The organism is Silvibacterium acidisoli (genome assembly GCA_022870745.1).
Classification (GTDB): Bacteria; Acidobacteriota; Terriglobia; order Terriglobales; family Acidobacteriaceae; genus Silvibacterium.
Genome location: CP085323.1, coordinates 4,041,596 through 4,062,810, shown reverse-complemented (window position 1 = coordinate 4,062,810; position 21,215 = coordinate 4,041,596). Strand labels below are relative to the sequence as shown.

22 protein-coding genes are annotated in these 21,215 nt (G+C 58.6%); 11 read left to right on the top strand and 11 right to left on the bottom strand.

What is annotated here, in order from left to right:
* Positions 1–104 precede the first annotated feature (104 nt).
* Positions 105–722 (bottom strand): 2-C-methyl-D-erythritol 2,4-cyclodiphosphate synthase, encoded by a 618-nt coding sequence (gene ispF / locus LJD29_RS16930; RefSeq protein WP_446742739.1) that lies wholly within the window; start codon positions 720–722, stop codon positions 105–107.
* Between the two features lie 75 nt (positions 723–797).
* Positions 798–1,523, bottom strand: coding sequence for a 2-C-methyl-D-erythritol 4-phosphate cytidylyltransferase (ispD, locus tag LJD29_RS16925; protein WP_446742738.1), 726 nt, complete (start codon positions 1,521–1,523; stop codon positions 798–800).
* 171 nt (positions 1,524–1,694) lie between these two features.
* Between ispD and LJD29_RS16920 the strand changes: the two genes are divergently transcribed.
* On the top strand, positions 1,695–2,738 hold the full coding sequence (locus tag LJD29_RS16920; protein WP_446742737.1) for a VWA domain-containing protein: 1,044 nt from the start codon (positions 1,695–1,697) through the stop codon (positions 2,736–2,738).
* Between the two features lie 13 nt (positions 2,739–2,751).
* On the opposite strand, the gene LJD29_RS16915 is transcribed toward LJD29_RS16920, so the two are convergent.
* Entirely contained in the window at positions 2,752–2,940 is a 189-nt protein-coding gene (locus LJD29_RS16915; protein WP_446742736.1) for an Lrp/AsnC ligand binding domain-containing protein, read from the bottom strand.
* The gene (locus LJD29_RS16910) at positions 2,910–3,209 is read right to left on the bottom strand and encodes an Lrp/AsnC family transcriptional regulator (RefSeq protein WP_446742735.1); all 300 of its coding nucleotides are present in this window, start codon (positions 3,207–3,209) and stop codon (positions 2,910–2,912) included. Before LJD29_RS16910 ends, LJD29_RS16915 begins: the two co-directional genes overlap by 31 nt.
* A 124-nt stretch (positions 3,210–3,333) precedes the next feature.
* On the opposite strand from LJD29_RS16910, the gene LJD29_RS16905 reads away from it, so the two are divergent.
* The 5 genes from LJD29_RS16905 (at position 3,334) to aceE (ending at position 11,153) form a co-directional block, all read left to right on the top strand.
* The gene (locus tag LJD29_RS16905; RefSeq protein ID WP_446742734.1) at positions 3,334–4,134 is read left to right on the top strand and encodes a sulfite exporter TauE/SafE family protein; all 801 of its coding nucleotides are present in this window, start codon (positions 3,334–3,336) and stop codon (positions 4,132–4,134) included.
* Between the two features lie 13 nt (positions 4,135–4,147).
* The gene (gene hisC / locus LJD29_RS16900) at positions 4,148–5,248 is read left to right on the top strand and encodes a histidinol-phosphate transaminase (RefSeq protein ID WP_446742733.1); all 1,101 of its coding nucleotides are present in this window, start codon (positions 4,148–4,150) and stop codon (positions 5,246–5,248) included.
* Positions 5,249–5,288: 40 nt separating this feature from the next.
* Positions 5,289–7,451 carry a hypothetical protein gene (locus LJD29_RS16895; protein ID WP_446742732.1) on the top strand — a complete coding sequence of 721 codons (2,163 nt, stop codon included), beginning with the start codon at positions 5,289–5,291 and terminating at the stop codon, positions 7,449–7,451.
* Positions 7,452–7,885: 434 nt separating this feature from the next.
* Positions 7,886–8,284 carry a hypothetical protein gene (locus tag LJD29_RS16890; protein ID WP_446742731.1) on the top strand — a complete coding sequence of 133 codons (399 nt, stop codon included), beginning with the start codon at positions 7,886–7,888 and terminating at the stop codon, positions 8,282–8,284.
* Positions 8,285–8,483: 199 nt separating this feature from the next.
* Positions 8,484–11,153 carry a pyruvate dehydrogenase (acetyl-transferring), homodimeric type gene (gene aceE / locus LJD29_RS16885; protein ID WP_446742730.1) on the top strand — a complete coding sequence of 890 codons (2,670 nt, stop codon included), beginning with the start codon at positions 8,484–8,486 and terminating at the stop codon, positions 11,151–11,153.
* Between the two features lies 1 nt (position 11,154).
* On the opposite strand, the gene LJD29_RS16880 is transcribed toward aceE, so the two are convergent.
* Positions 11,155–11,451 carry a hypothetical protein gene (locus tag LJD29_RS16880; RefSeq protein WP_446742729.1) on the bottom strand — a complete coding sequence of 99 codons (297 nt, stop codon included), beginning with the start codon at positions 11,449–11,451 and terminating at the stop codon, positions 11,155–11,157.
* 16 nt (positions 11,452–11,467) lie between these two features.
* Here LJD29_RS16880 and LJD29_RS16875 point away from each other — a divergent pair, with 16 nt between their 5' ends.
* Positions 11,468–12,775: a glycoside hydrolase family 18 protein gene (locus LJD29_RS16875; protein WP_446742728.1), complete on the top strand. Its 1,308-nt coding sequence runs from the start codon at positions 11,468–11,470 to the stop codon at positions 12,773–12,775.
* Between the two features lie 123 nt (positions 12,776–12,898).
* On the opposite strand, the gene LJD29_RS16870 is transcribed toward LJD29_RS16875, so the two are convergent.
* Positions 12,899–13,366 carry a hypothetical protein gene (locus LJD29_RS16870; RefSeq protein WP_446742727.1) on the bottom strand — a complete coding sequence of 156 codons (468 nt, stop codon included), beginning with the start codon at positions 13,364–13,366 and terminating at the stop codon, positions 12,899–12,901.
* A 380-nt stretch (positions 13,367–13,746) separates the two neighbouring features.
* Between LJD29_RS16870 and LJD29_RS16865 the strand changes: the two genes are divergently transcribed.
* Positions 13,747–14,589, top strand: a complete 843-nt coding sequence (locus LJD29_RS16865; protein WP_446742726.1) for a hypothetical protein — start codon at positions 13,747–13,749, stop codon at positions 14,587–14,589.
* 39 nt (positions 14,590–14,628) lie between these two features.
* Here LJD29_RS16865 and LJD29_RS16860 read toward each other — a convergent pair whose 3' ends face one another.
* From LJD29_RS16860 to LJD29_RS16850, 3 genes are all read right to left on the bottom strand, one after another.
* Positions 14,629–14,838 carry a hypothetical protein gene (locus LJD29_RS16860; RefSeq protein ID WP_446742725.1) on the bottom strand — a complete coding sequence of 70 codons (210 nt, stop codon included), beginning with the start codon at positions 14,836–14,838 and terminating at the stop codon, positions 14,629–14,631.
* Positions 14,839–14,861: 23 nt separating this feature from the next.
* The gene (locus LJD29_RS16855; RefSeq protein WP_446742724.1) at positions 14,862–15,500 is read right to left on the bottom strand and encodes an FMN-binding negative transcriptional regulator; all 639 of its coding nucleotides are present in this window, start codon (positions 15,498–15,500) and stop codon (positions 14,862–14,864) included.
* A 125-nt stretch (positions 15,501–15,625) separates the two neighbouring features.
* The gene (locus LJD29_RS16850) at positions 15,626–16,177 is read right to left on the bottom strand and encodes a hypothetical protein (protein ID WP_446742723.1); all 552 of its coding nucleotides are present in this window, start codon (positions 16,175–16,177) and stop codon (positions 15,626–15,628) included.
* Positions 16,178–16,253: 76 nt separating this feature from the next.
* Here LJD29_RS16850 and LJD29_RS16845 point away from each other — a divergent pair, with 76 nt between their 5' ends.
* From LJD29_RS16845 to pgeF, 3 genes are all read left to right on the top strand, one after another.
* Complete coding sequence (locus tag LJD29_RS16845; RefSeq protein WP_446742722.1) at positions 16,254–17,573, top strand: glycoside hydrolase family 27 protein; 1,320 nt, start codon at positions 16,254–16,256, stop codon at positions 17,571–17,573.
* Between the two features lie 91 nt (positions 17,574–17,664).
* Positions 17,665–19,089, top strand: coding sequence for a sigma 54-interacting transcriptional regulator (locus tag LJD29_RS16840; protein WP_446742721.1), 1,425 nt, complete (start codon positions 17,665–17,667; stop codon positions 19,087–19,089).
* A 379-nt stretch (positions 19,090–19,468) separates the two neighbouring features.
* Positions 19,469–20,275, top strand: coding sequence for a peptidoglycan editing factor PgeF (gene pgeF / locus LJD29_RS16835; protein ID WP_446742720.1), 807 nt, complete (start codon positions 19,469–19,471; stop codon positions 20,273–20,275).
* 37 nt (positions 20,276–20,312) lie between these two features.
* Here pgeF and LJD29_RS16830 read toward each other — a convergent pair whose 3' ends face one another.
* Complete coding sequence (locus tag LJD29_RS16830) at positions 20,313–20,642, bottom strand: integration host factor subunit beta (RefSeq protein ID WP_446742719.1); 330 nt, start codon at positions 20,640–20,642, stop codon at positions 20,313–20,315.
* Positions 20,643–20,865: 223 nt separating this feature from the next.
* Positions 20,866–21,123, bottom strand: a complete 258-nt coding sequence (locus LJD29_RS16825) for a hypothetical protein (protein ID WP_446742718.1) — start codon at positions 21,121–21,123, stop codon at positions 20,866–20,868.
* Positions 21,124–21,215: the final 92 nt, after the last annotated feature.

Genomic DNA, 21,215 nt, shown 5'->3' with positions numbered 1-21,215 from the left:
CATCAGCAGTGAAACGGCCAGCTAAGGAGCAGTCAGGATCTTCTGACCGCAACTCAGCTGGCCGTAAAAGCTAGCCGGTCCCAAGCTAACCGCATCACCAGCTACTAAGTGATATCTTCGGTGTCGAAGACAGGCTTCAGAACCCGCCGCGGCTCGACGCCGTGAACCTGGCTCACCAGGTCCTTCACGACATCTTCGAGCTGCTTCTGGCTTTCGATCACATCGCTCATGCTGCGCAGCTCTTCGGGGTTCTCGACCTTTTCCAGCAGGACAACGGCATGAGCCTGGGCTACGTGGTCAAGATTCAGGCCCTCGGGGCTCTTGGCCTTGATGCCCACGTTCGAAGGCTCCACGTCGAGCAGGTCGGCGACGCGCTCGCGGAGATCCGCAGCCAGCGGGCCGATCTTAGGAGCGGCAAGCACCAGAGTCGTATCGATATTGACGATGCGATAACCGGCATTCTGAATCTCTTCAAGCGCCAGGTTCAGAAAGATCGATGAGTCCGCATTCTTCCAGCGCGGATCGCCGGGAGGAAAGAAGCTTCCGATATCGCCGGCCGAAACTGCGCCAAGCAATGCATCGGTAATTGCATGCAGCAGTACATCGCCGTCCGAGTGTCCTGCCAGCCCCTCGGGGTGGTCGATGGCAAGACCTCCGATTTTCAATGGCACGCCCGGCTTAAACGCGTGCGAATCCCAGCCGTATCCGATTCTGATGTTCATGATTTTTCCGTGTGAAGCAGTCTTTGTGATCGTATCGCGAATGCCAGCGGAAAAGCGCGCCCACCACCCCGCGTTTTAGCCAATCGAAACAGGTTTGCGCCGCAGGTAGAACTCCGCCAGCTCGATATCGCCGAGATGCGTGATCTTGATATTCGACGGCGAGCCCTGCACCACGGCCACCTGCGCGCCAAAGCGTTCCACCAGGCTGGCTTCGTCTGTCCCGATAAACTCGTCAGCGGCAGCGGCGGCAAAAGCATCTTTCAGCAGCGAGTAGCGAAAACCCTGCGGTGTCTGTGCCATGACCACATGCTCACGCGGAATGGTTGAGGTGATGATGGCTCCGCCTGCCGTACGCTCCACCTGCTTGATCGTGTCGACCGCAGGCAGGGCTACGATAGCGGCTTTGTGCTTCTCTACCGCTTCGATGGTCCGCTGAATCGTCGCAGGATCAATAAGAGGACGCACTGCGTCATGTACCAGGATCACATCGTCAGGGGCGCAGTCGATCGCGGCCAGGGCATTCGCCACGCTCTGCTGGCGGTGATCTCCGCCTTCGACGACCGTGACCTTTCCGGTGTATCCATACTCGCTTACCTGTGCCGTCACGCGGTCCTTCTCGTTGGGGCGAACGGCGACATAGATTCCAGCAACGGAGGCGATGCCGGCAAAGGCACGCAGGCTATGGATCAGTATCGGCAAACCGGCGAGCTCAAGAAACTGCTTCGGCGAGGCGGCGGAACTGCTGCCGCCAGCCATCCGGGTGCCGAGTCCGGCTGCAGGAAGAATTACATAAACGCGCATAAACACTGGAGTATAGCAGGTTTTGGGCCATTTCTTGCCGGTCTCGCGGCGCGGCCGGGCGGGCTATACGCCGAAACGCAGAAAATGATAAAAAATCGCGAGACTAAATAACTTGGCATTCCGTCTCCATGCAGTTGGGCATCCTCTGCGGGCCACTCAAGGGGTATAACGATGAAGGCTGTCCGTGTTCGATTCTGCGCGCTTGTTTCTGTCCTCTGTCTTTCCGCCCTTCTGCCCCGGGCAACTTTGGCTGCCGCTCCTCAGGGTGAGGCGATCCATCTCGACGTGTTCGCTACCCAGGGCAACGGTCTTCCGATAGAAGGCCTGACAGAGCAGGATTTTGGCATCTTCGACAATGGCAAGCCGCAACCGGTTTCCTCGTTTACTCCCGACAAGAACGACCTCGAGCAGACCCGCGTGATCCTGCTGATCGACGCGGCAAATACTGACTACAGCCGGCTCGCATTCACCCGCAACCAGCTGGACCGCTTCCTCAGCCTCCATGACGGTCATCTTCCCTTCCCAACGTCGCTGGCGCTCTTAACCGAGGATGGAGGTGTGAAAATGCAAAATACCGCCTCCACCGACGGCAACACCCTGAGCCGGGACCTGAAACAACTCAGTATCGGCATACGCCAGGAAGGCAGAGCGGCCGGATTTTACGGAGCCACAGACCGCCTCGGGATCTCCGTGACAGCACTGGCGGATCTCCTGACGCGCCTGAACACGATGCCTGGACGCAAGGTAGTGGTGTGGCTCTCGCCGGGATGGGCCTTTCTCTCCGGCCCGAACGTCATCATAGGAGAGAAACAGCAGAAGGACCTGTTCAACGAGATCATGCGGCTCTCAGATCTGTTTCGTGCCTCCCGCGTCACTCTCTACAACGTGGATACCCTGGGGACCGATGAGGCGGGAACCTTCCACGCATTTATCTACAAGGATTTCATGAAGCCGGTGAAGCGCTGGCAGGACGCCTCCATCGGCAACATCAGCCTGCAGGTTCTGGCCGTCAATAGCGGCGGCCTGGTGCTGAATTCCAGCAACGACATCGCCGGGCTGGTGGATCGCGCAGTGCGCGATGCGGAGCCTTTCTACACGCTCTCGTACGTCCCTCCAACCGGCGAGAAGCCCGATGAGTACCACTCAGTCCAGGTAAAGGTGAACAAACCGGGAGTGACCGCGAGAACCGTTGCCGGCTACTACGCGAGCCGGTAACACGCAGCCAGGATCAAAGCTTCGCGTTCAGCGTGTCCTTGTGGGTATGCAGAATCACCGTTGAGCGGATCGTCTTGATCCCCTTGATCGTGTGCATCCGCTCCCATACCAGCTTCTTGTACTCCTCGAGATCTTTCACCAGCACACGCAGGTTGAAGTCGAAGTCGCCCGTCACGAGATGGCAGGACTGGATCTCCGGCATTTTTTGATTGAGGCGAGGAATGAATTCCCGGCCTCGGTCGTATGCCGCTCCAGGCTGACCTCGACGATAGCCGCCAGCTGAAAGCCGAGCTTTTTGTTGTCGATTTCGATGGTGAACTTGCGGATGATCCCGTCTTCGCGCAGACGCTGGACGCGGCGAAGGCAGGGCGCGGGCGTCAAGCCGACAAGATCGGCCAGTTCGGTATTCGGAATGTCCGCGCGCTCCTGGAGAATCTCCAGGATGCGTGTGTCGATCTCATCCAGCCGCATGAACCCTCCACCCAGCAATCCGTAAATACTATAGAAGGCATTATCGCAATTTTATTGCGCAAAAGAAAGCCATTCGGCACCAATACGCAATCCCTGCATGCACGACTCGTCCTATTCTTGCTGAGTGTTCAATTCTTTTAGTGAAACCGGCACACAGATCGCGCTTCTTTGCACCGCCGGAGTGCTTGCCGGAGGCTTAAACGCTGTTGCCGGAGGCGGCAGCTTCATCAGCTTTCCAGCGCTGCTGCTCTGCAACGTGCCGCCCATCTCGGCAAACGCCACCAACTCGCTGGCCACATGGCCAGGACTGGTCAGCGCATTCTGGGGATACCGTGCGCGGCTGCGTCCGCACTGGCATGTACTGCTGGTCGTTAGCCTGTTGAGCGTGATCGGCGGAACCGCCGGAGGGCTGCTCGTGCTGCTTACCCCGCCCGGAGTCTTCTCGCACCTGATTCCGTACCTTCTGCTAGCCGGCACAATCCTGTTTCTGCTCTCGTTCTTCCGGCGCAGCGCACGCGGGTCCGCGGAGATTGACGAAGCCGAAGCCCGCACCGTTCTTCCGCAGAAGACGGTGGATGCGCGTTCCTTCGCACAATTTGCCGTGTCGCTCTATGGCGGATACTTCGCCGGGGGCGCGGGTATCCTGCAGATCGCCACGCTCAGCATGTTCGGCATTGAAGATGTGCAGTTCATCCTTGGCCTCAAGAACCTCTTCGGTGTGCTGATGAGCGGCGCATCCGTCGTAACCCTCATGGCTGGCGGAAAGATCGTATGGCCAGAGGCGATCGTGCTGACGGTGGGCTCCATTGCCGGCGGCTACTTCGGTGGACGCATCGCGCAGCGCACGAATCCGAAACTCATGCGCGCTTCCGTCGCAGTGCTTTGCTGCGTTGTCACACTCTTTTTCTTTCTCAAACACAGATAAGCTGAGGCCCTCTATGAGCGCATTTGCGGAAACAATCTCCTACGGAAAGAGCTACATCCAGTCGCTGCCGCTTTACGTGCCTGGAAAGTCGGCGTCCTCGGTCGCGCGGGAATACGGCTTCGCGGAAGACAGCATCCTCAAGCTAGCCTCGAACGAGAATCCGCTGGGTGTGCCGGAGAGCGCACGGCTCGCCATGATGGCCATCGCAGCGAACCCTTCGGCATGCTATCCCGATCCCGAAGCGACGGTACTGAAAGCCCGGCTGCAACAGCGCTTCGGCGTACCCGCTTCGTGGATCACCATCGGCAGCGGCAGCAGCGAACTGATCGATCTTGCGGCAAAAGCCTTCGCCGGGCGCGGTGATTCTGTCGTCGTGTCGGAATACGCCTTCGCACTGTACGAACTTGCGGCCACTTCAGTCGGCGCGACCGCAGTCGTTACGCCATCGCGCAACCTTGGCCACGACCTCGACGCCATGCTCGATGCGATCGACGCGAAGACCACGCTGCTCTACATCGCGAACCCCAACAACCCGACCGGAACCTTCATCGAAGAAACAGAGATCCGCGCCTTTCTCGATCACGTGCCGGAAGAAGTTGTCGTAGTGCTCGACGAGGCATACTCCGAGTATCTGCCCGATGTGCAGCAGACTTCACCAGCGAAGCTGGTCGAGCAGTATCCCAACCTGGTCGTGATGCGAACCTTCTCGAAGGCCCACGGACTCGCCGCGCTGCGCATCGGCTACTGCATCGCTCAGCCACATCTCTCGGAGATGCTGAACCGAGTGCGTCCTTCGTTCAACACTACCAGCTTTGCGCAGGCCGCCGCGGCCGCCGCCCTGATGGATAATGAATTCCTCAGCCGCACCCGTAAGGTCAACGATGCAGGCAGGGAGCAGCTCTGCGATGGTTTCGATCGCGCAGGTTTGCGTTACATTCCATCGGCGGGAAACTTTGTGCTCGTGAACGTGGGCAATGGCGAACAGGTGACACAAGCCCTTCTGCAACAGGCCATAGTCGTCCGTCCCATGAACGGCTATCGCCTGCATGAGTGGGTGCGTATCTCGGTCGGCCTGGCGGAGCACAACGACCGCTTGTTGCGCGCGCTCCTTTAACGAACCGCGAATCGCATGCGCACCCATTACACTGGTACGCATGCGACGTTCTCTCCCCCTCGCCCTTGCTCTTGCCTCGGCTCTCATCGCACAAACGCCCGCTACGCCACAGCCTAAAGACGCCCGCATCTTCCAGACTGGCAGCCCGTGGACGCCGCGCATCAATATCAACGCCGACATGGTGCTGGTCTACGGCATCAACAACAACGTCGGCGACCGCATCCGCTCGTGGCGCGAGCATGGATATCGCACCGCCGTCATGACCGGCGTGGCGTGGGGAGAGTACGGCCCATACCTGCGTGGCGACTTCGACGGGAAAGAACATTGGGACGAAACGCAGCAGGAGAAGAGCGGCAAACTCATCCTGCACAGCGGACGCGAGGTGCCCTACGTAGCGCCCAGCATCGCCTACGGCAAGTATCTTGCGAAAGGTGTGGAAGCCGCGCTCGATGCCGGAGCCGAAGCCATCTATCTTGAAGAGCCCGAGTTCTGGGCGCGCGCCGGATGGAGCGAAAGCTTCAAGCGCGAGTGGCAGGACTTCTACCATGAGCCCTGGCAGGCTCCCGACAGTTCGCCAGACGCGCAGTACCGTGCCTCGAAGCTGAAGTATTTCCTCTACCGTCGCGCGCTTGCGCAGGTCTTTCAATCCGTACAGGAGTACGGCAAGACCCACCACCGCACCATTCCCTGCTACGTGGCCACACATTCGCTACTGAATTACGCGCAATGGGAGATCGTAAGTCCCGAGTCCTCGCTGCTCGATGTGGGCGCAGACGGCTACATCGCCCAGGTGTGGACCGGCACCTCGCGCACTCCCAACTCGTTCAACGGAGACACACGAGAGCGCACCTTCGAGACCGCTTTTCTCGAATACGGAGCGCTCCAGAACATCGCGCGCTCGTCAGGCAAGCCTATCTGGTACCTGAACGACCCCATCGAAGACAATCCCAACCACTCCTGGACCGACTACCGGACCAACTGGGAGAGCACGCTAACGGCATCGCTGCTGCAACCGGTTGTCTATCGTTACGAACTGCTGCCCTGGCCCGAACGCATCTTCGGCCCGCGAGGCAAGCATCTGCTGACCGACACCAGCACGGAGAAGGTGCCCATCCCGCAGACCTATGCAACTGAACTGCAGACCGTCTTCCACGCGCTCGGCGAGATGAAGCAGCCTGCATCCTCTGTCCATTGGGAAGCGGCAGGAACGGAGAGCATCGGCGTCCTGGCCTCCGACACGCTGATGTTCCAGCGCGCCCAGCCCGAACCTTCCGACGAGGGACTGGGCCAGTTCTACGGATTGGCGATGCCGCTGCTCATGCGTGGCATGCCGGTCGAGCCTGTGCAGATCGAGAGCGCGTATAAAAACGACGCCGCCACCGGCTCCCTCAACCGCTACAAGATCCTGCTGCTGACCTACGACGGCCAGAAGCCGCCGTCGCCAGCCTTCCACGCCGCGCTCGCCGCATGGGTAAAGGCCGGGGGCGCGCTGGTCGTCGTCGATGACGACAGCGATCCCTACAACCATGCGAAAGACTGGTGGAACTCGAACGGCAACCACTACGCCACGCCGCGTGAGGATCTCTTCGCGAAGCTGGGTCTTGCCGCCGAGGCTACCGGCATGAACCATATCGGCAAGGGATTCGTCATCTACGACCACCAGAGCCCGTCGAAGCTGAGTCACAGCAGCGACGACGGAGAGCTCGTAAACCAGCTCGTCCAGACAGCCGCGGACGCGATCCACCTTGAGCTCAAGGACTCGCGCGCTCTCGTATTGCGCCGCGGCCCCTATGTCGTCGCCGCGGGACTCGAAGACAAGAACAACACCACCCAGGCCACGGTGCGCGGAGACCTCATCAACCTCTTCGACGCCAACCTCGCCGAAAGCCACAGCATCGACGTGCATACCGGCGAACGCTACTTCCTGCTCGACGTGAATGCCATCCACGACAAAGCACCCCGCGTCATCGCCGCGTCAGGCAACGTGACCAACGAACACTTCGCCGCACGCAAGCTCACCTTCTCCGTCGATGGCATCGACCAGACAGACGGAGTCGTCCGCATCCTGTCGGCAAAGGCTCCGCGCAGCGTGAGTCTCGATGGCAAGCCGCTCGCTGCAGGCCAGTATCAGCAGAGCGGACGGACGGTCCTGGTGCATTTTCCGCTGACGGCCGCGGCGCAAAAGTTGGAAGTCGAGTTCTAACCTGTCTCGACGCCACTGCGATCGTTCTCATTCGAGTTGCAAAACAGTGAGGAATCTGCGGCCTGCTCTTTCCGAGGCATCGAGATTCCTCACTTCCTTCGGAATGACAAATAAACCGGCTGCCAGTCGCGGGTGCCCCACGTCTCGATTCCGAGACATGGGAGCGATACGGCTCTTCGAGATGCATTGCTCGGAAAGCAAGACGCGGGGCACTCGACTACACGAATTCCATTGCCCCGAGACGCGCCCGGGAGTACGCTACCCGCTCATGGCGATCCGCCTCGGATCTGCTTATGAAACGCGCCGGTGCATTGTCTTTTCTTTTCCTTCCGCTGCTGATCCCTTCAGCGGCGCCGTTATCCGCACAATCCCCTGAACCACAAAAGGCGGCGTCCTCGGTTCTCGTTCTTCCTCCCGCGTGTGCAGGCTGCCCAGTGTCGATCCGTGCGCAACATGGCACCGGAGATGGCAGGAACCTTCTGCTGAAAAACGGCCAGATGCCGGAGATTGCCCAGCAGCTCCATCTGACCTTCCGCAATGCGGGAAGCTCACCCGTCGTCGGGATCGAGATCACCGTCCATGGCACGAACGGGAAGGGCAGCATGGTGCAGGCACAGGCCAATCTCGCCAACCAGATCAAGAGGACGCTGAATTTGACGCTCGAGGTCACTCCGAACGACGAGGCCCAGCTCGATCTCTCCTTGCGCAACTTCACCTCGGTGAACCAGGTTGACCTCGATACCATCAGCTATGCGGATGGTTCCGCATGGAAGTCTTCCGCAGCGCAGGCCTGTCATTTTGTCCCCGAAGCACTCATGCTGACCGGCAAATGACCGGAACCCACTAGCAGACAAGCGCGGGCGCTCCGCGGAATGCCGCCTCTCAGGTATCCGGGGTTGTATCTGGTTGTGGAATTTAAGATCGTTGCTCCCGGCAAAACCGCACACCGGCCCCTGCGCTCCAAGCCGTGTCCCCTGTATACTGAACCGTTGCGTACCTCACCGAAAATTTCCCGCCGGGGTTGAACCAGTTATGAGTACAAAAGCAGAAATTCCTGTCCAGTCGGACTTTGCAGCCGAGCTACAAGAGTGGATTGAAGCCTTTGACGAGATGATCGTCGCCGAGGGCCCCGAACAGGGTGCCCAGCTCCTGAACGCCCTGCGGCAGCGCGGGCGCGAAGCAGGCGTAACCCCTTCGAGCGAAATCACCACCCCCTACCGCAACACCATCCCCGCACACGAAGAAGTTGCCTACCCCGGCAATCGCGATATGGAAGAGCGCGTCGAAGCGCTGATCCGCTGGAACGCGCTGGCCATGGTTCACGGCCAGAACAAGAAGGACGCCGGCATCGGCGGACATATCTCCACCTATTCGTCGCTGGCCACACTTCTCGAAGTCGGCTTCAATCACTTCTTCCACGCCACCTACGGCAGCCAGCCGGGCGACTTCGTTTACTTCCAGGGTCACGCTTCGCCGGGAGTCTACGCGCGTTCCTATGTTGAGGGCCGCTTCGACGATCAGCGCCTGATGAACTTCCGCCATGAGCTGCGCGGCACGCCGGGCCTCTCGTCGTATCCGCACCCCTGGCTCATGCCGGATTACTGGCGCTTCCCCACCGTCTCGATGGGCATCGGCCCGCTGAACGCGCTCTACCAGGCGCGCTTCATGCACTACCTCGAGAACCGTGGACTGATCGAGAAGACCCCGCGCAAGATCTGGGCCTTCGTCGGCGACGGCGAAACCGGCGAGGTCGACACCCTCGGCGCGCTGCCCATCGCTACCCGCGAAAAGCTCGACAACCTCATCTTCGTCGTCAACTGCAACCTGCAGCGCCTCGACGGACCTGTCAGCGGCAACAAACGCATCATCGACGAGCTCGAAGGCGTCTTCCGCGGCGCCGGCTGGAACGTCATCAAGGTCATCTGGGGCAGCGACTGGGACAAGCTCTTTGAGCGCGACCACACCGGCCTTCTCCTCAAGCGCATGGAAGAGTGCGTCGACGGCGACTACCAGGCATACAAGGCCAAGGGCGGCGCATATCTTCGCAAGGAGTTCTTCGGCAAGTATCCGGAGCTGCTCAAGCTGGTCGAGGATTACACCGACGACCAGCTAGGCGCGCTGCTGCGCGGCGGCCACGACCCGGCCAAGATCTTCAACGCCTACAAGCGCGCCATCGAGCACACCGGCAGCCCGACCGTCATCCTCGCGAAGACCGTCAAGGGCTTCGGCCTCGGCACCACCCAGGCCCGCAACGCCTCGCACCAGGAGAAGAAGCTCACCGACGACGGCCTGGCCGCGTTCGTGAAGCAGTTCAACATTCCGGTGCCGGAAGAGCTGGCCAAGCAGGGCAAGCCGTGGCGCCCGGAAGACAGTGCTCCCGAAATGGTTTACATGCAGGAGCGCCGTAAAGAGCTGGGCGGCTACATTCCGCGCCGTGAAGTGCCTGAGCTGAACTTCAAGGCTCCTGAGCTCGAATACTTTGGCGAATGGATCGCAGGCTCGAAGGGCCGCGAAGTCTCGACTACCATGGGCTTCGTCAGCATCCTGCGCCACCTGATGAAGAATCCGGAGTTCGGCAAGATGATCGTACCGATCGTGCCGGACGAAGGCCGCACCTTCGGCCTGGAATCGGCCATCAAGCAGGTCGGTATCTATGCTCCGGAAGGCCAGAAGTATACGCCGCACGATTCCGACATGCTTCTCTCCTACCGCGAAGAGAAGGATGGGCAGATTCTCGAAGAGGGCATCACCGAAGCGGGCTCGCTCGCATCGTTCACGGCTGCGGGCACGGCTTACTCGAACTACCGCATTCCGATGATTCCCTTCTACATGTACTACTCCATGTTCGGCTTCCAGCGCGTGGGCGACATGGTCTGGGCATTCGCCGACTCGCGCGGCAAAGGCTTCCTGATGGGCGGCACCGCTGGACGCACCACCATGCTCGGCGAAGGCCTGCAGCACCAGGACGGACACAGCCCGGTGCTCGCCAGCACCGTGCCCACCTGCCTGACCTACGATCCGGCTTATGTGTATGAACTGGCAGTGATTCTGCAGGATGGCATCCGCCGCATGTACCAGCAGAACGAGCAGGTCTTCTACTACATCACCATGTACAACGAAGATTACGTGATGCCGGAGATGCCCGAAGGTTCGCGCGAAGGCATCGTTCGCGGTATCTACAAGTTCAAGGCTGCGGCCAAGGGCAAGGCCACGGCCCAGCTCTTCGGCAGCGGACCGATCCTGAACGAAGTCGTTAAGGCGCAGGCCATTCTCGCTGAAAAATACAACGTGCAGGCCGATGTGTGGAGCGTGACCAGCTACAACGAACTGCGCCGCGATGCGCTGGGAGTCGAGCGCTGGAACCGCCTGCATCCGGCGGAGACCGCGAAGGTGCCTTACATCGTCTCGGCTCTGAACGGCACAAAGGGTCCGATCATCGCCGCCAGCGATTACATGAAGTCGATGGCCGACGGGCTCGCTCCGTGGCTGCTCGACCGCCTTGTCTCGCTCGGCACCGACGGCTTCGGACGCAGCGACAACCGCGAGTACCTGCGCCGCCACTTCGAAGTGGATGCCAACGCAATCGTTGCCGCCACGCTCTCGAAGCTCGCACGCGACGGCAAGTTCGACGCCAAGAAGGCGCAGGCAGCCTTCGCCGATCTTGGAGTCGACACCGAGAAGGTAGACGCGGCGAAAGCCTAACCTAGCCTCTGACCTGTAAAGAAAACGCCTGCGAAAGCAGGCGTTTTCTTTTGGCGTGATGTTTGCCACCATTTTTCTGTTTTGTCATCCCGAACGAAGTGAGGGCTGTGCTTTTCCGCGCATTGTTGCCTGCCACAAAAAGGGTGCCCCATCCAAGCTCTGCTTGGGTGGGAGGAATAATGTCGGCATTTCTCACACGCACCGAATCCCCAAGAACAACAGAACGACCACCAGAAAAACTTCTTGACGAGCCGAGACCTCGCGAATAGATTTGCCGCCGAATCGCAAGCAGCTTCAACCTTCGAGGTCTACCCATGAAAGCGCATTCCGAACGGATCGTCTTCGCCCTCCTCGCCTTTTGCCTCTTTTCGTTGAACACGCCGTTTGCTCACGCCGTAACCAGGAAAATCGCTCCCGACCCGCCACGCATCGTCGGCTATATGCCCGAGTGGATGATCTACAGCGGTTTTTATCCCAAGCAACTCGTCACGAACGGGACGGGAAAAGAGCTCACACACATCCTCTACGCCTTTGCGAACCTGCCCGCTCCGGGACAGCCAGGCGCAGGCACCTGTCAGCTGGGCGACCCGTGGGCCGACTATGAAGTGACCGTGGCCGCCGCTGACAGCGTCGATGGAGTCGGAGACGTTGCCGGCACCACCCTGCACGGCAATTTCAACCAGTTGCTGAAGCTCAAAAAGAAGTACCCGAACCTGCGCGTGAGCATCTCGATCGGCGGCTGGACGTGGTCCTCCGGCTTCTCGGCCATGTCCAGCACCGAGGCCGGACGCAAGGCCTTCGTTGCCTCGTGCCTTAACACCTTTATCGCCGGAAACTTTACCGACCCGCTCGACTACAACGTGACCGCCCCGGGCATCTTCGACGGCATCGACATCGACTGGGAGTATCCGGCCGCCTGCGGCGACACCTGCAACGAAAGCCCGGACGACACGAAGAACTTCACGCTGCTGCTGCAGGAGTTCCGCACCCAGCTCGACGCCATGGGGAAGAAGACCCACAAAACCTACGACCTGAGCTTCGCCGCGCCCACCGGATACAACGCCACACTCATCGAGCTGGCCAAGGTTTCGCAGATCGTGACCTTCGTTAACCTGATGACCTACGATCTGAACGGCGCGTGGAACCTCTACGCCGACCACGCCGCGCCGCTCTTCACCTCGCCGCTCGATCCCTACGCAGCCGACAAGGGCAACAGTGTCGACGGAGCCGCCACTGATTACCTCAAAGCAGGAGTGCCGAAGAACAAGCTCAACATCGGTCTTCCCTTCTACGGACACGGATGGATCGGCGTCGGCCCCAAGAACCACGGCCTCTACCAACCCGCCACTGGAGGCGCTCCCGACGACCAGGCTAACTACAACGTGATGATCACCCTGCCCGGATTTCAGCACTACTACGATCCGCTGGCAGGCATGGCGCAGTACATGTACAACCCCGGCACGCAGACCTTCTACTCCTACGACGATCCACTGTCGATGTTCGTGAAGGCACTCTACATCAATCAGAAGCAGCTGGGCGGAGCGATGATCTGGGACATCACCGGAGACGACACCAGGGGAACCCTGCTGCACACGGTGTACGGAGGCCTCTCGATTCACTAAGCACACACGCAGAATTGCCATTCCGAGCGAAGCGAGGAATCTGCACTTTGCGCTGCATGAGCATCGAGATTCCTCACTTCATTCGGATTAACAACCAACAGAAGAATGAGTGCCCCACGTCTGCTAAGCTCCGTGGACCGCCGCCATTCCCGCCGGTGCAGCATCACCCACCTGCTTCACTGAAAAATCAACATTCTCCAGCGCCAGGCCACTCGGCCCCGAAATCTGGGTGTAATAACCGATAAAGTCATCAATAAAATTGCTGAACAAAAGGTTTCCGTTCGCACTTATCGGGGCATCATTGTTCGTCAGGAAGGCAATTCCGGTGATCTTGTGTCCTATATTCGCGTAGGGAATTCCTGAAGGCGCCGATAGCTTGTTGTCATTCTTGAGCCCCAGCGAATTGGGAGCGACCAAAGAGGTGATGGTGTTTCCTTCCACAGTTCCCGTGATATCAGTCACGAGATAGTACAGGTCGCCGCCGCTTCCCTGTTGCTCTGTTGTCGTGAACGTACCGCTTCCGCCCTTGCATTTCGTTTGCGTGGTTAAGATAGAACACTTATAACTCCAGTCCCATAATAGATCGGCCATCTCGCTCCTCCTTCTTCTTCCCATACCGAGAAACCAATTCAGCCTATTTTCGGCTGGAACTATCCCACATTGGTCTTCGCCTTGCAACAGCATTCGTCGCTTCGAATGCCCAGGAAGCATAGCCGGGAAGAGAGTTGATGATATCTCCGAAATAACATATGGCTTGTGAGGGAATATCTTGATCCCATAGATACACCTGTCACCACTGAAGCTTCTAACTCCGCACGGGCTCATAACCTACACTTGTTCCAATAAGAGCGTTGAGAATTTTCCGGAAGGAGAACGACTACGTTACGAATATCTGCTTGACTCGTGGACAGGCGGAATTCATAATCGCGTAACCTTCCCCTCCGGGCCCCGATGGACCTTTGGAGGCAATCATGACCATCAAACCCAAGCACTGGTTTGCTATAGGTTCGGGAATCGCCCTCGCTCTTGGCGCGTTTCTGATTTTCAACTCAAGCCTGTTTAGTTCCAAAGAAGAGTATGTGAAGATCAGCTCGATATTGTTGTTCGGGCTCGGGCTCACAGTCGTTCTCATGGCGATACTCGCTATCGTATATTCCTTTTTAAAACTTGATAATCCAGAGCAGCCGCTCGGTTTGCCCGATGGTTCAGTACGAGCACTTCTTGCATTCAGCCTTGTATTGATCTTCATCTGTCTTGCAACTTTCCTATTTAGCAGCCTCGACAAAGATGGCTGTAAAGACTGCGGTAAGACGATGGCCAGGGTCGACGCTGCGGGGCTTGCCGACCTGAAGAATGACTTCAGAGTCGCTGCAGAACGGGCTCATGACGACAAGGGCAACCTCATCTACGAGAAGGTTCAGGGGCAGGATAAAACTCCGGTCGATGACTTCACCAAGCCACTCTACGACGTAACTTACTACCCAAAGGCCAATCAGGAAGTATCAGAATTTGCGAAACAGATCTTCACAACTCTGGCAACAGTATTTGTGAGTGTTGTTAGCTTCTACTTCGGAAGCAGCGTCGCGAACTCAGCCGTTGCGATAGGTGTGAGCTCCATGAACAAGAAGAACTCGCCGCCGGACGATTCCGGCAAGGAACAGAAAGGACAACAGCCCAATACCAACCCAGCTTCGCCTTCTACGCCTGCTAAACCGGAACAGACCATCGTTTCGCCGCCCGATGAGCCAGAGCAGACCATAATTGTGACGCCCGCTTCACTTCACAGCGCGCAATCGTCGGACCTGCAGAGTTAGCAACCGGACACCATGCCCGCACCTATGACACACACATCGTCATCGGTGCGGGCTTGCAGTCGCCATGAAGATCCAGACCAGAAAACAAACTCCAGCCGCGCCAAGCAACAACCAGAAGAACACTTCATTGAGCGCTAATCCACGATGAGCAGCGGCATTTAAAGGGATCGCAATCGCATAAGAGCTGTGCGACCATGTGACCTTTACAATGAGAGCCGCGCATAAGCTCACAAGAGCAACCCACTTCATTGCAACCTCCAGCGGGGCGACCCCTACTTCCTGCACCGCTCCATCACAAGCCTGCTCATCGTCGCGCTCTCTGAAGTGCCAAGCTCATCGAGACCCGCGACCACGGCAGCAGCATCGCGCTCATCGCGGTTCTGGCTGACCTTCCACTTTCCTTCCACGCGAGTAACGGCCAGCTCGACACCGACGATCCCGCGCATCATGTTGGCGATGAACTCCGGCGGGGCGTCGTCTACGCGCCATGGAGCCTTCGATGCCGCTTCGTGCGTATCGGTCAGCGAGCGCAGGTGATCGAGCAGCCATGCCGGGTCTTCGATCACTCGCAGCTCGCCGTAGACGTGAACAGCCACGTAGTTCCAGGTGGGAACTTCCCTGCCGTGCTCCAACTTGCCGGGATACCACGACGCCGAGATGTAGTGATCCGGCCCGGTGAAGATGCCCAACGCCTCGGCGTCAGCAATATGGTCGCGCCACTGCGTGTTCGCGCGGGCGACGTGTCCGCGAAGCGTACCGAAGCCTTCGTCTTGCTCATGCAGCACCATCGGAATATGCGACGCGACCATGCCGCTTGTCGTCTGGGTTACAAGCGCACACAAAGGGTGGTCGCGAACAAGCTTACGAAGAGTCGGGAGATCGTTCTCTGCATTGTGCCTGGGTATATACATGAATTCACCTGACAGTGGTATCACCGTTCTTCGCGCTTGTCATTCCGAGCAGCTATGAATCGGCACCTTACGCTTCTCTCAGCATCGAGATTCCTCGCTGCGTTCGGAATGACGGGGAGCAACTTTTACGGCTTACTCCGGTAGCTCACATGCGGCGTCCGCATCTCCGCCGCAGGAAAATCGATGCCTGCTTTACGCAGTGCCCGTTGCTCCTGCGGAGACAAATACGGTGGCCGATACTCCGCCCACACCTCGTAGCTGCCCGTCTTGCCGGCGTCGTAGTGCAGCTGCGCCTGCGGCAGCGTCTGGCTTATCGATTCGCCCGGATGCAGAACCGGCCAGCTCTCCGCGCGCTTCAACGCGGTCGTGGTCGCTACGTAATCGTTGGAGCAGCCGTGCTCCGGCCCCTGTACTACCGCGTGCCCAGGCGGCTTGAACTTCACATGGACCCAGACCTCTCCGAAGAAGACGTCACCGCAATTGACTACCGGCTTCGGCAGGCGAACGTCGTGATCGCTGGCATTGACGATCGTGTAGACAAAAGACGCAGGCACGCCGCGCACTTCTGGTCCCGGCTCCAGCTTCAATTGCAAAGCCGGTGAAGCGGAGGTTTGCGCCGCTGCGGCCATACACACGGCCATGGCCGCGCTCATCAGAACATTCAGAAATCTTCCCACAACCCTATTATCGACTCGCCAGCCGCAAACCACCCGCATCCGTTAGACTGGTTGCCAACTCACGAGGTGCTCCACTTTGAAGCGTTCTCTTTCTGCCCTTCTGCTGCTGGCCGGCTCCATCGTTTCTGCGCATGCCCAACTCGCTCCCACTCCACCAATGGGCTGGAACAGCTGGGACGCCTACGGACTCACCATCAATGAGCAGGAGTTCAAGGCGAACGTCGCGTGGTTCCATCAGCACCTGCAGCCTTTTGGCTGGCGCTACGTTGTCGTCGATGAGGGCTGGTACCTCGCGCACCCCGAGAATGCCGGGAAAAAAGGCGCGGACCAGGGCTTTACCGTTTCAGCCAACGGGCTCTATCAGCCCGCGACGGACCGCTTTCCCGAAGGCTTTAAGCCCCTCGTCGATTCGGTCCACGCCATGGGCCTGAAGTTCGGCATCCATATCGTCCGCGGAATTCCGAAGGGAGCCGTCGAAAAGAACTTGCCTATCGCCGGGTCCAGCCTTCACGCCTCCGATGCCGCCGACCGCAACGACCTCTGCCGCTGGAACGCCGACAACTATGGCGTGAAAGACAACGCAGCCGGACAAGCCTATTACGATTCCATGGCGCGGCTTTACGCGAGCTGGGGCGTGGACTTCCTGAAGGTCGACTGCATCTCGCAGCCTTACGACACGCACGAGATTCACATGATGTCCGCGGCATTGCGCAAGACCGGCCGCCCCATTGTGCTGAGTCTCTCGCCCGGCCCCACGCCGCTGGACCAGGCCGAAGATGTTCGCAAGTATGCGCAGCTTTGGCGCATCTCCGATGACGTTTGGGACGTGTGGTCGAAGACCGGCTCAGCCACCTTTCCCCAGAGCATCCGGAATCAGTTCGCTCTGCTCTCCCACTGGTCCCCGCAGGCGGGTCCTGGCCATTGGCCCGATGCCGACATGCTGCCCTTCGGCTATTTAGGTCCGCGCCCCGGCTGGGGCGATCCGCGCGAATCGCGGCTGACGATGGAGGAGCGGAAGACCCAGTTCACCCTCTGGTCCATCGCCCGCTCGCCGTTGATTCTCGGCGCCAACCTCACAAAGCTCAATCCGGCGATGACGAAAATGCTGACCAATCCTGAAGTCATTGCCGTCAATCAGCACTCAAGCGCCAATCATCCGGTCGTGGAAGAGACCGATACCGTTATCTGGGTAGCCAGAGAGGGCGGGGACCAGATCCTGGCGGTCTTCAACCTGAGCGACGCGCCGGCAAGTATCGCCTACCCATGGAGCAAAGCCGGGCTAACCGGCCGCACCTATCGCGTTCGGGATCTGTGGGAGAGAAAAGAAACCGGTACCAGCGCTTCTTTGAAGATCAACCTGCCTGCGCATGGAGCTGCATTGCTGCGACTGCGCTGAGCCCCGAATATGCTTCGATCCCGGGCGTTACTTTTTTATAAATTTTCCGGTGACCACCGCATAACGTTTCGAGCTACACTTTGTACAAAACATGCCCGAGTCGAAGCAATATCGGGTACTGATAGCGTTGCAGAACGAAAAAGCTATCAGTACTCTTCGTGGATATTTCCGCGCTCACGGCGGCGTTGCCGAACTTCAGGCAAGCGTCGAAGACGTCGCGGAGAAGGCGCGAGCGCTCCATCCGGACCTCGTGGTGCTGGAGCTTGACCATCGCCCGAGCGGATTGCGATTGCTGCGCAAAAGCTCCCCGGGCATTCCTGTAATCGCGGTCGCCGTCGACGCCACTCACCTGGCTTTCGAGGCCGCCAAGCTGGGTGCTACCGCATTTCTGCCGTTGCCGCTGGCGCAGGGCGACGTTGCCGCCGTGCTGGACCGGCTGCTCGATGAACTTCCTGGGGGAAATGGAGCGACACCGGTGATTGCGCCGGGCAGCGGTCTCGTTGTCACCCCAAGCCTCTTCAGCTCCTCGCCGCGCATGCGGGAGATTCGCGACACCATCGAGAAGGTCGCCACCACCAGCGCCACGGTACTGATCCGCGGAGAGAGCGGAGTCGGCAAGGAAATCGCCGCACGGCTCATATTCTCCCTGTCCGGAAGATGCGATAAGCCCTTTATTAAGGTCAATTGCGCGGCAATCCCTAATGATCTGCTTGAAAGCGAGCTCTTCGGCTATGAGGCTGGCGCTTTCACCGGAGCACAACGTTCCAAGCCAGGAAAGTTCGAACTTGCGGATGGCGGAACCTTGTTCCTGGATGAAATCGGGGAGATGCATCCGGCGCTACAAGCCAAGCTCCTGCATGTCCTGCAGGACGGCGAGTTCGCCCGTCTCGGTGCCAAGCGGGACACCGCAGTCGATGTTCGCGTGCTCTGTGCCACGAACAAGTTGCTCGAGCAGCGGGTGGCCGAAGGGCTCTTCCGGGAAGATCTCTTCTACCGGATCAATGTCGTTACCGTTCACATCCCACCGCTCCGTGAACGGCGAAATGAGATTTCCGGCCTGATACGGCACTTCATCGATAAGTATTCCGGAGTCTATGACCGGCCGGTACCGGACTTTCCCCGGGAGGCAATGGATGCGCTGGTAAATTACGCGTGGCCGGGAAACATCCGTGAGCTCGAGAACCTATGCAAACGCTACGTGATCGTCGCTGACGCTACGCAGATCATCCGCGAGCTCGCATTGCATGCGATACCTGCAGCCGCTGCGGATAAGCCAGAAACGATTGTCGATCCGATAGAGTTCCCCATCGTTCCGAAAGAGCCCTCACTGCTCGAGATAGGCCGCCAGGCCGCCTGGGCTGCGGAACGGCACGCGATCCAGGAAATGCTGGTGGCCACAAAATGGAATCGGCGTGAGGCGGCACGAAGACTGCGAGTGAGCTACAAGGCACTTCTCAACAAAATTAAGCTGATCGAGACGGAAGCTGCTCACGCTGAGCATGCAAGCGGAACATAGTGGCATATAAATACCACTTTTTCCCATTATTTCTCCGCGAGCGCTGAAGTGAAACCCGGTAAAAATTCCATTATGGAATAGATTTTCCTCTAAAACGTTTTGTATCTCATTGAAAACGCGTAAATCCAAAGATTATGGCGGAGAGATAAGCAGTTTTGGCAAGTCGATTGCTTACTAGTTAGGCAAGATTAGAGGCAACTTCAGGCGCTAAACAACTTTTCTCTAGCAGTAAACTCTCTAATTTGAAGCCTGTCTTCGACGGGCTCTCTTCAAATTATCCGACCAAGCCCCCTTCCTCATGCCTCTTGAGCGGGCTCACTGGAAAGTGAGCCCATTCGCTCCTCCGCCTGCACCCAAATCTCATAAGATATCTCTCATCATGCAGTCTCCTCCCGCTGCCGTACTCGACGTTGTCCGCGCCCCTGTCCTTGAAAAGATCGACTGGCTGGTTCATGGCTTCAGCACCCGCATCGGGGGACGCTCGCTTGTATATCGGAAAGATCCGGCCGCTCCCGGCGAATTGAACCTGGGCCTGACATCGTCTGACTTGCGTGAGACGGTGCTGGCCAACCGGCGTGACTTTGTCCAGGCGATCACCGGTGATGCTGGCTTTCCCTACGTCACGCTGAAACAGGTGCATTCCGCCGATGTCGTTCCTGTTCGCCGATCGGACGCCTCCGAAGAAGCCAGCCGGGCTGCTGACGGACTCGTCACCGGCGACTCCGGCGTTCTCCTCGCGATCCAGACGGCGGACTGCATCCCGGTACTCATCGCGGATCGCAGGAACCGCGCTGTGGGAGCCTTCCATGCAGGCTGGAGGGGGACCGTTAAAGGAATTGTCGAGGCAGGGCTCAGGAAAATGAAGGAGGAGTTCGGAACCGATCCCTCAGATGTTTCAGCTGCAGTCGGTCCGGGCATTGGGCGCTGCTGCTTCCAGGTGGGAGAAGAGGTGCTTGTTGAGTTTCATCAGCGATTTGCTTATGCCGATGATCTGGTCAGCGGAGAACGGCACCTCGACCTGGCGGAGGCCAACCGGCGGCAGCTGGTCGAGTGCGGCGTGGACGCCGGTTCGATCGCTGTGCTCCACGAATGCACGAAGACGCGGAACGACCGCTACTTCTCGTATCGCGGAGAAGACGGGTTTACCGGAAGGATGTTTTCGGTCGTAGGAATTCGCAGGGACTAACGTACGATCGCTGGGCCGGGAAAGCCCAGCGGGTCGGTTATGCGGTTGGATCTTCTGGTTCGGTCGCGGGGGCAGCTGCGCTTTCTGCCTCGTGAGGATTTACGAGGTCGCGCAATTCCTTGCTGGGCTTAAAGTAAGGAACACGCTTCGCAGGCACCTCGACTTTGGTTCCCGTTTTAGGATTGCGCCCGATCCTGGGCTTGCGCTGACGGATGCGGAAGCTGCCGAATCCGCGGATCTCGATTTTATCTCCCGATTTCAGGGCACCTATCACGGCATCGAAAATTGTATCTACGATGACCTCTCCATCGCGCCTTGTGAGGTCGCCAAGCTGGGTGACTTCCTCAACCAACTCTGCCTTTGTCATGTGATCTTGCTCCGATGTCTAATCCGTTGTCTAGGGTAAACCCTTTTAAGCATAGTAGATGCGGTAAATTTACATTCCGCCGCTGAAGTTCGCCGGGGAATGGCATTTTTTTTCGCCCGAACTTCCGTGAAGGACGAATAACGCATCTTCAGAGTTTCCTAAGGCCTGAAAAAGCGCCCCTACTGAGGGCGCTTTTTAATTCCGGGGCGTCTTTCGGGTCGGTTCAGGACGCGAGGGCTTCAACAATCCGCTCGGACGAATGCGGATTCGGCTTGTTCACCAGCCGTACTCCAGTCGTGGTCTTCTCGAGGAACATGTGCAGGGAGCAGTCTCCGCACAGCCAATAGTGCCTGAGGCGGTGGTCAGAGACTTTAGCAGAAGAGTCCATAACCGGCGTCTGCAGGTTGAAGACAAAAATACGACCTTCGCGCAGGTAGTGAAGTGGCTTCGCGCACTTCGGATTCGCGCATTGATTGACCATGGTTGTTTCTCCGTTGAAGCGATTGGGTTGCGTGTTTGGGTGCTGTAGAAGGCAAGTCGGTCAGAATCCTGCCTGCCCAACTCAACATGTGA

Bases quoted from the DNA above. Each gene is read 5' to 3' on its own strand.
- ispF (WP_446742739.1), bottom strand. From the start codon at position 722: ATGAACATCAGAATCGGATACGGCTGGGATTCGCACGCGTTTAAGCCG.
- ispD (WP_446742738.1), bottom strand. From the start codon at position 1,523: ATGCGCGTTTATGTAATTCTTCCTGCAGCCGGACTCGGCACCCGGATG.
- LJD29_RS16920 (WP_446742737.1), top strand. From the start codon at position 1,695: ATGAAGGCTGTCCGTGTTCGATTCTGCGCGCTTGTTTCTGTCCTCTGT.
- LJD29_RS16915 (WP_446742736.1), bottom strand. From the start codon at position 2,940: ATGCCGGAGATCCAGTCCTGCCATCTCGTGACGGGCGACTTCGACTTC.
- LJD29_RS16910 (WP_446742735.1), bottom strand. From the start codon at position 3,209: ATGCGGCTGGATGAGATCGACACACGCATCCTGGAGATTCTCCAGGAG.
- hisC (WP_446742733.1), top strand. From the start codon at position 4,148: ATGAGCGCATTTGCGGAAACAATCTCCTACGGAAAGAGCTACATCCAG.
- LJD29_RS16895 (WP_446742732.1), top strand. From the start codon at position 5,289: ATGCGACGTTCTCTCCCCCTCGCCCTTGCTCTTGCCTCGGCTCTCATC.
- aceE (WP_446742730.1), top strand. From the start codon at position 8,484: ATGAGTACAAAAGCAGAAATTCCTGTCCAGTCGGACTTTGCAGCCGAG.
- LJD29_RS16875 (WP_446742728.1), top strand. From the start codon at position 11,468: ATGAAAGCGCATTCCGAACGGATCGTCTTCGCCCTCCTCGCCTTTTGC.
- LJD29_RS16870 (WP_446742727.1), bottom strand. From the start codon at position 13,366: ATGGCCGATCTATTATGGGACTGGAGTTATAAGTGTTCTATCTTAACC.
- LJD29_RS16865 (WP_446742726.1), top strand. From the start codon at position 13,747: ATGACCATCAAACCCAAGCACTGGTTTGCTATAGGTTCGGGAATCGCC.
- LJD29_RS16860 (WP_446742725.1), bottom strand. From the start codon at position 14,838: ATGAAGTGGGTTGCTCTTGTGAGCTTATGCGCGGCTCTCATTGTAAAG.
- LJD29_RS16855 (WP_446742724.1), bottom strand. From the start codon at position 15,500: ATGTATATACCCAGGCACAATGCAGAGAACGATCTCCCGACTCTTCGT.
- LJD29_RS16840 (WP_446742721.1), top strand. From the start codon at position 17,665: ATGCCCGAGTCGAAGCAATATCGGGTACTGATAGCGTTGCAGAACGAA.
- pgeF (WP_446742720.1), top strand. From the start codon at position 19,469: ATGCAGTCTCCTCCCGCTGCCGTACTCGACGTTGTCCGCGCCCCTGTC.
- LJD29_RS16830 (WP_446742719.1), bottom strand. From the start codon at position 20,642: ATGACAAAGGCAGAGTTGGTTGAGGAAGTCACCCAGCTTGGCGACCTC.
- LJD29_RS16825 (WP_446742718.1), bottom strand. From the start codon at position 21,123: ATGGTCAATCAATGCGCGAATCCGAAGTGCGCGAAGCCACTTCACTAC.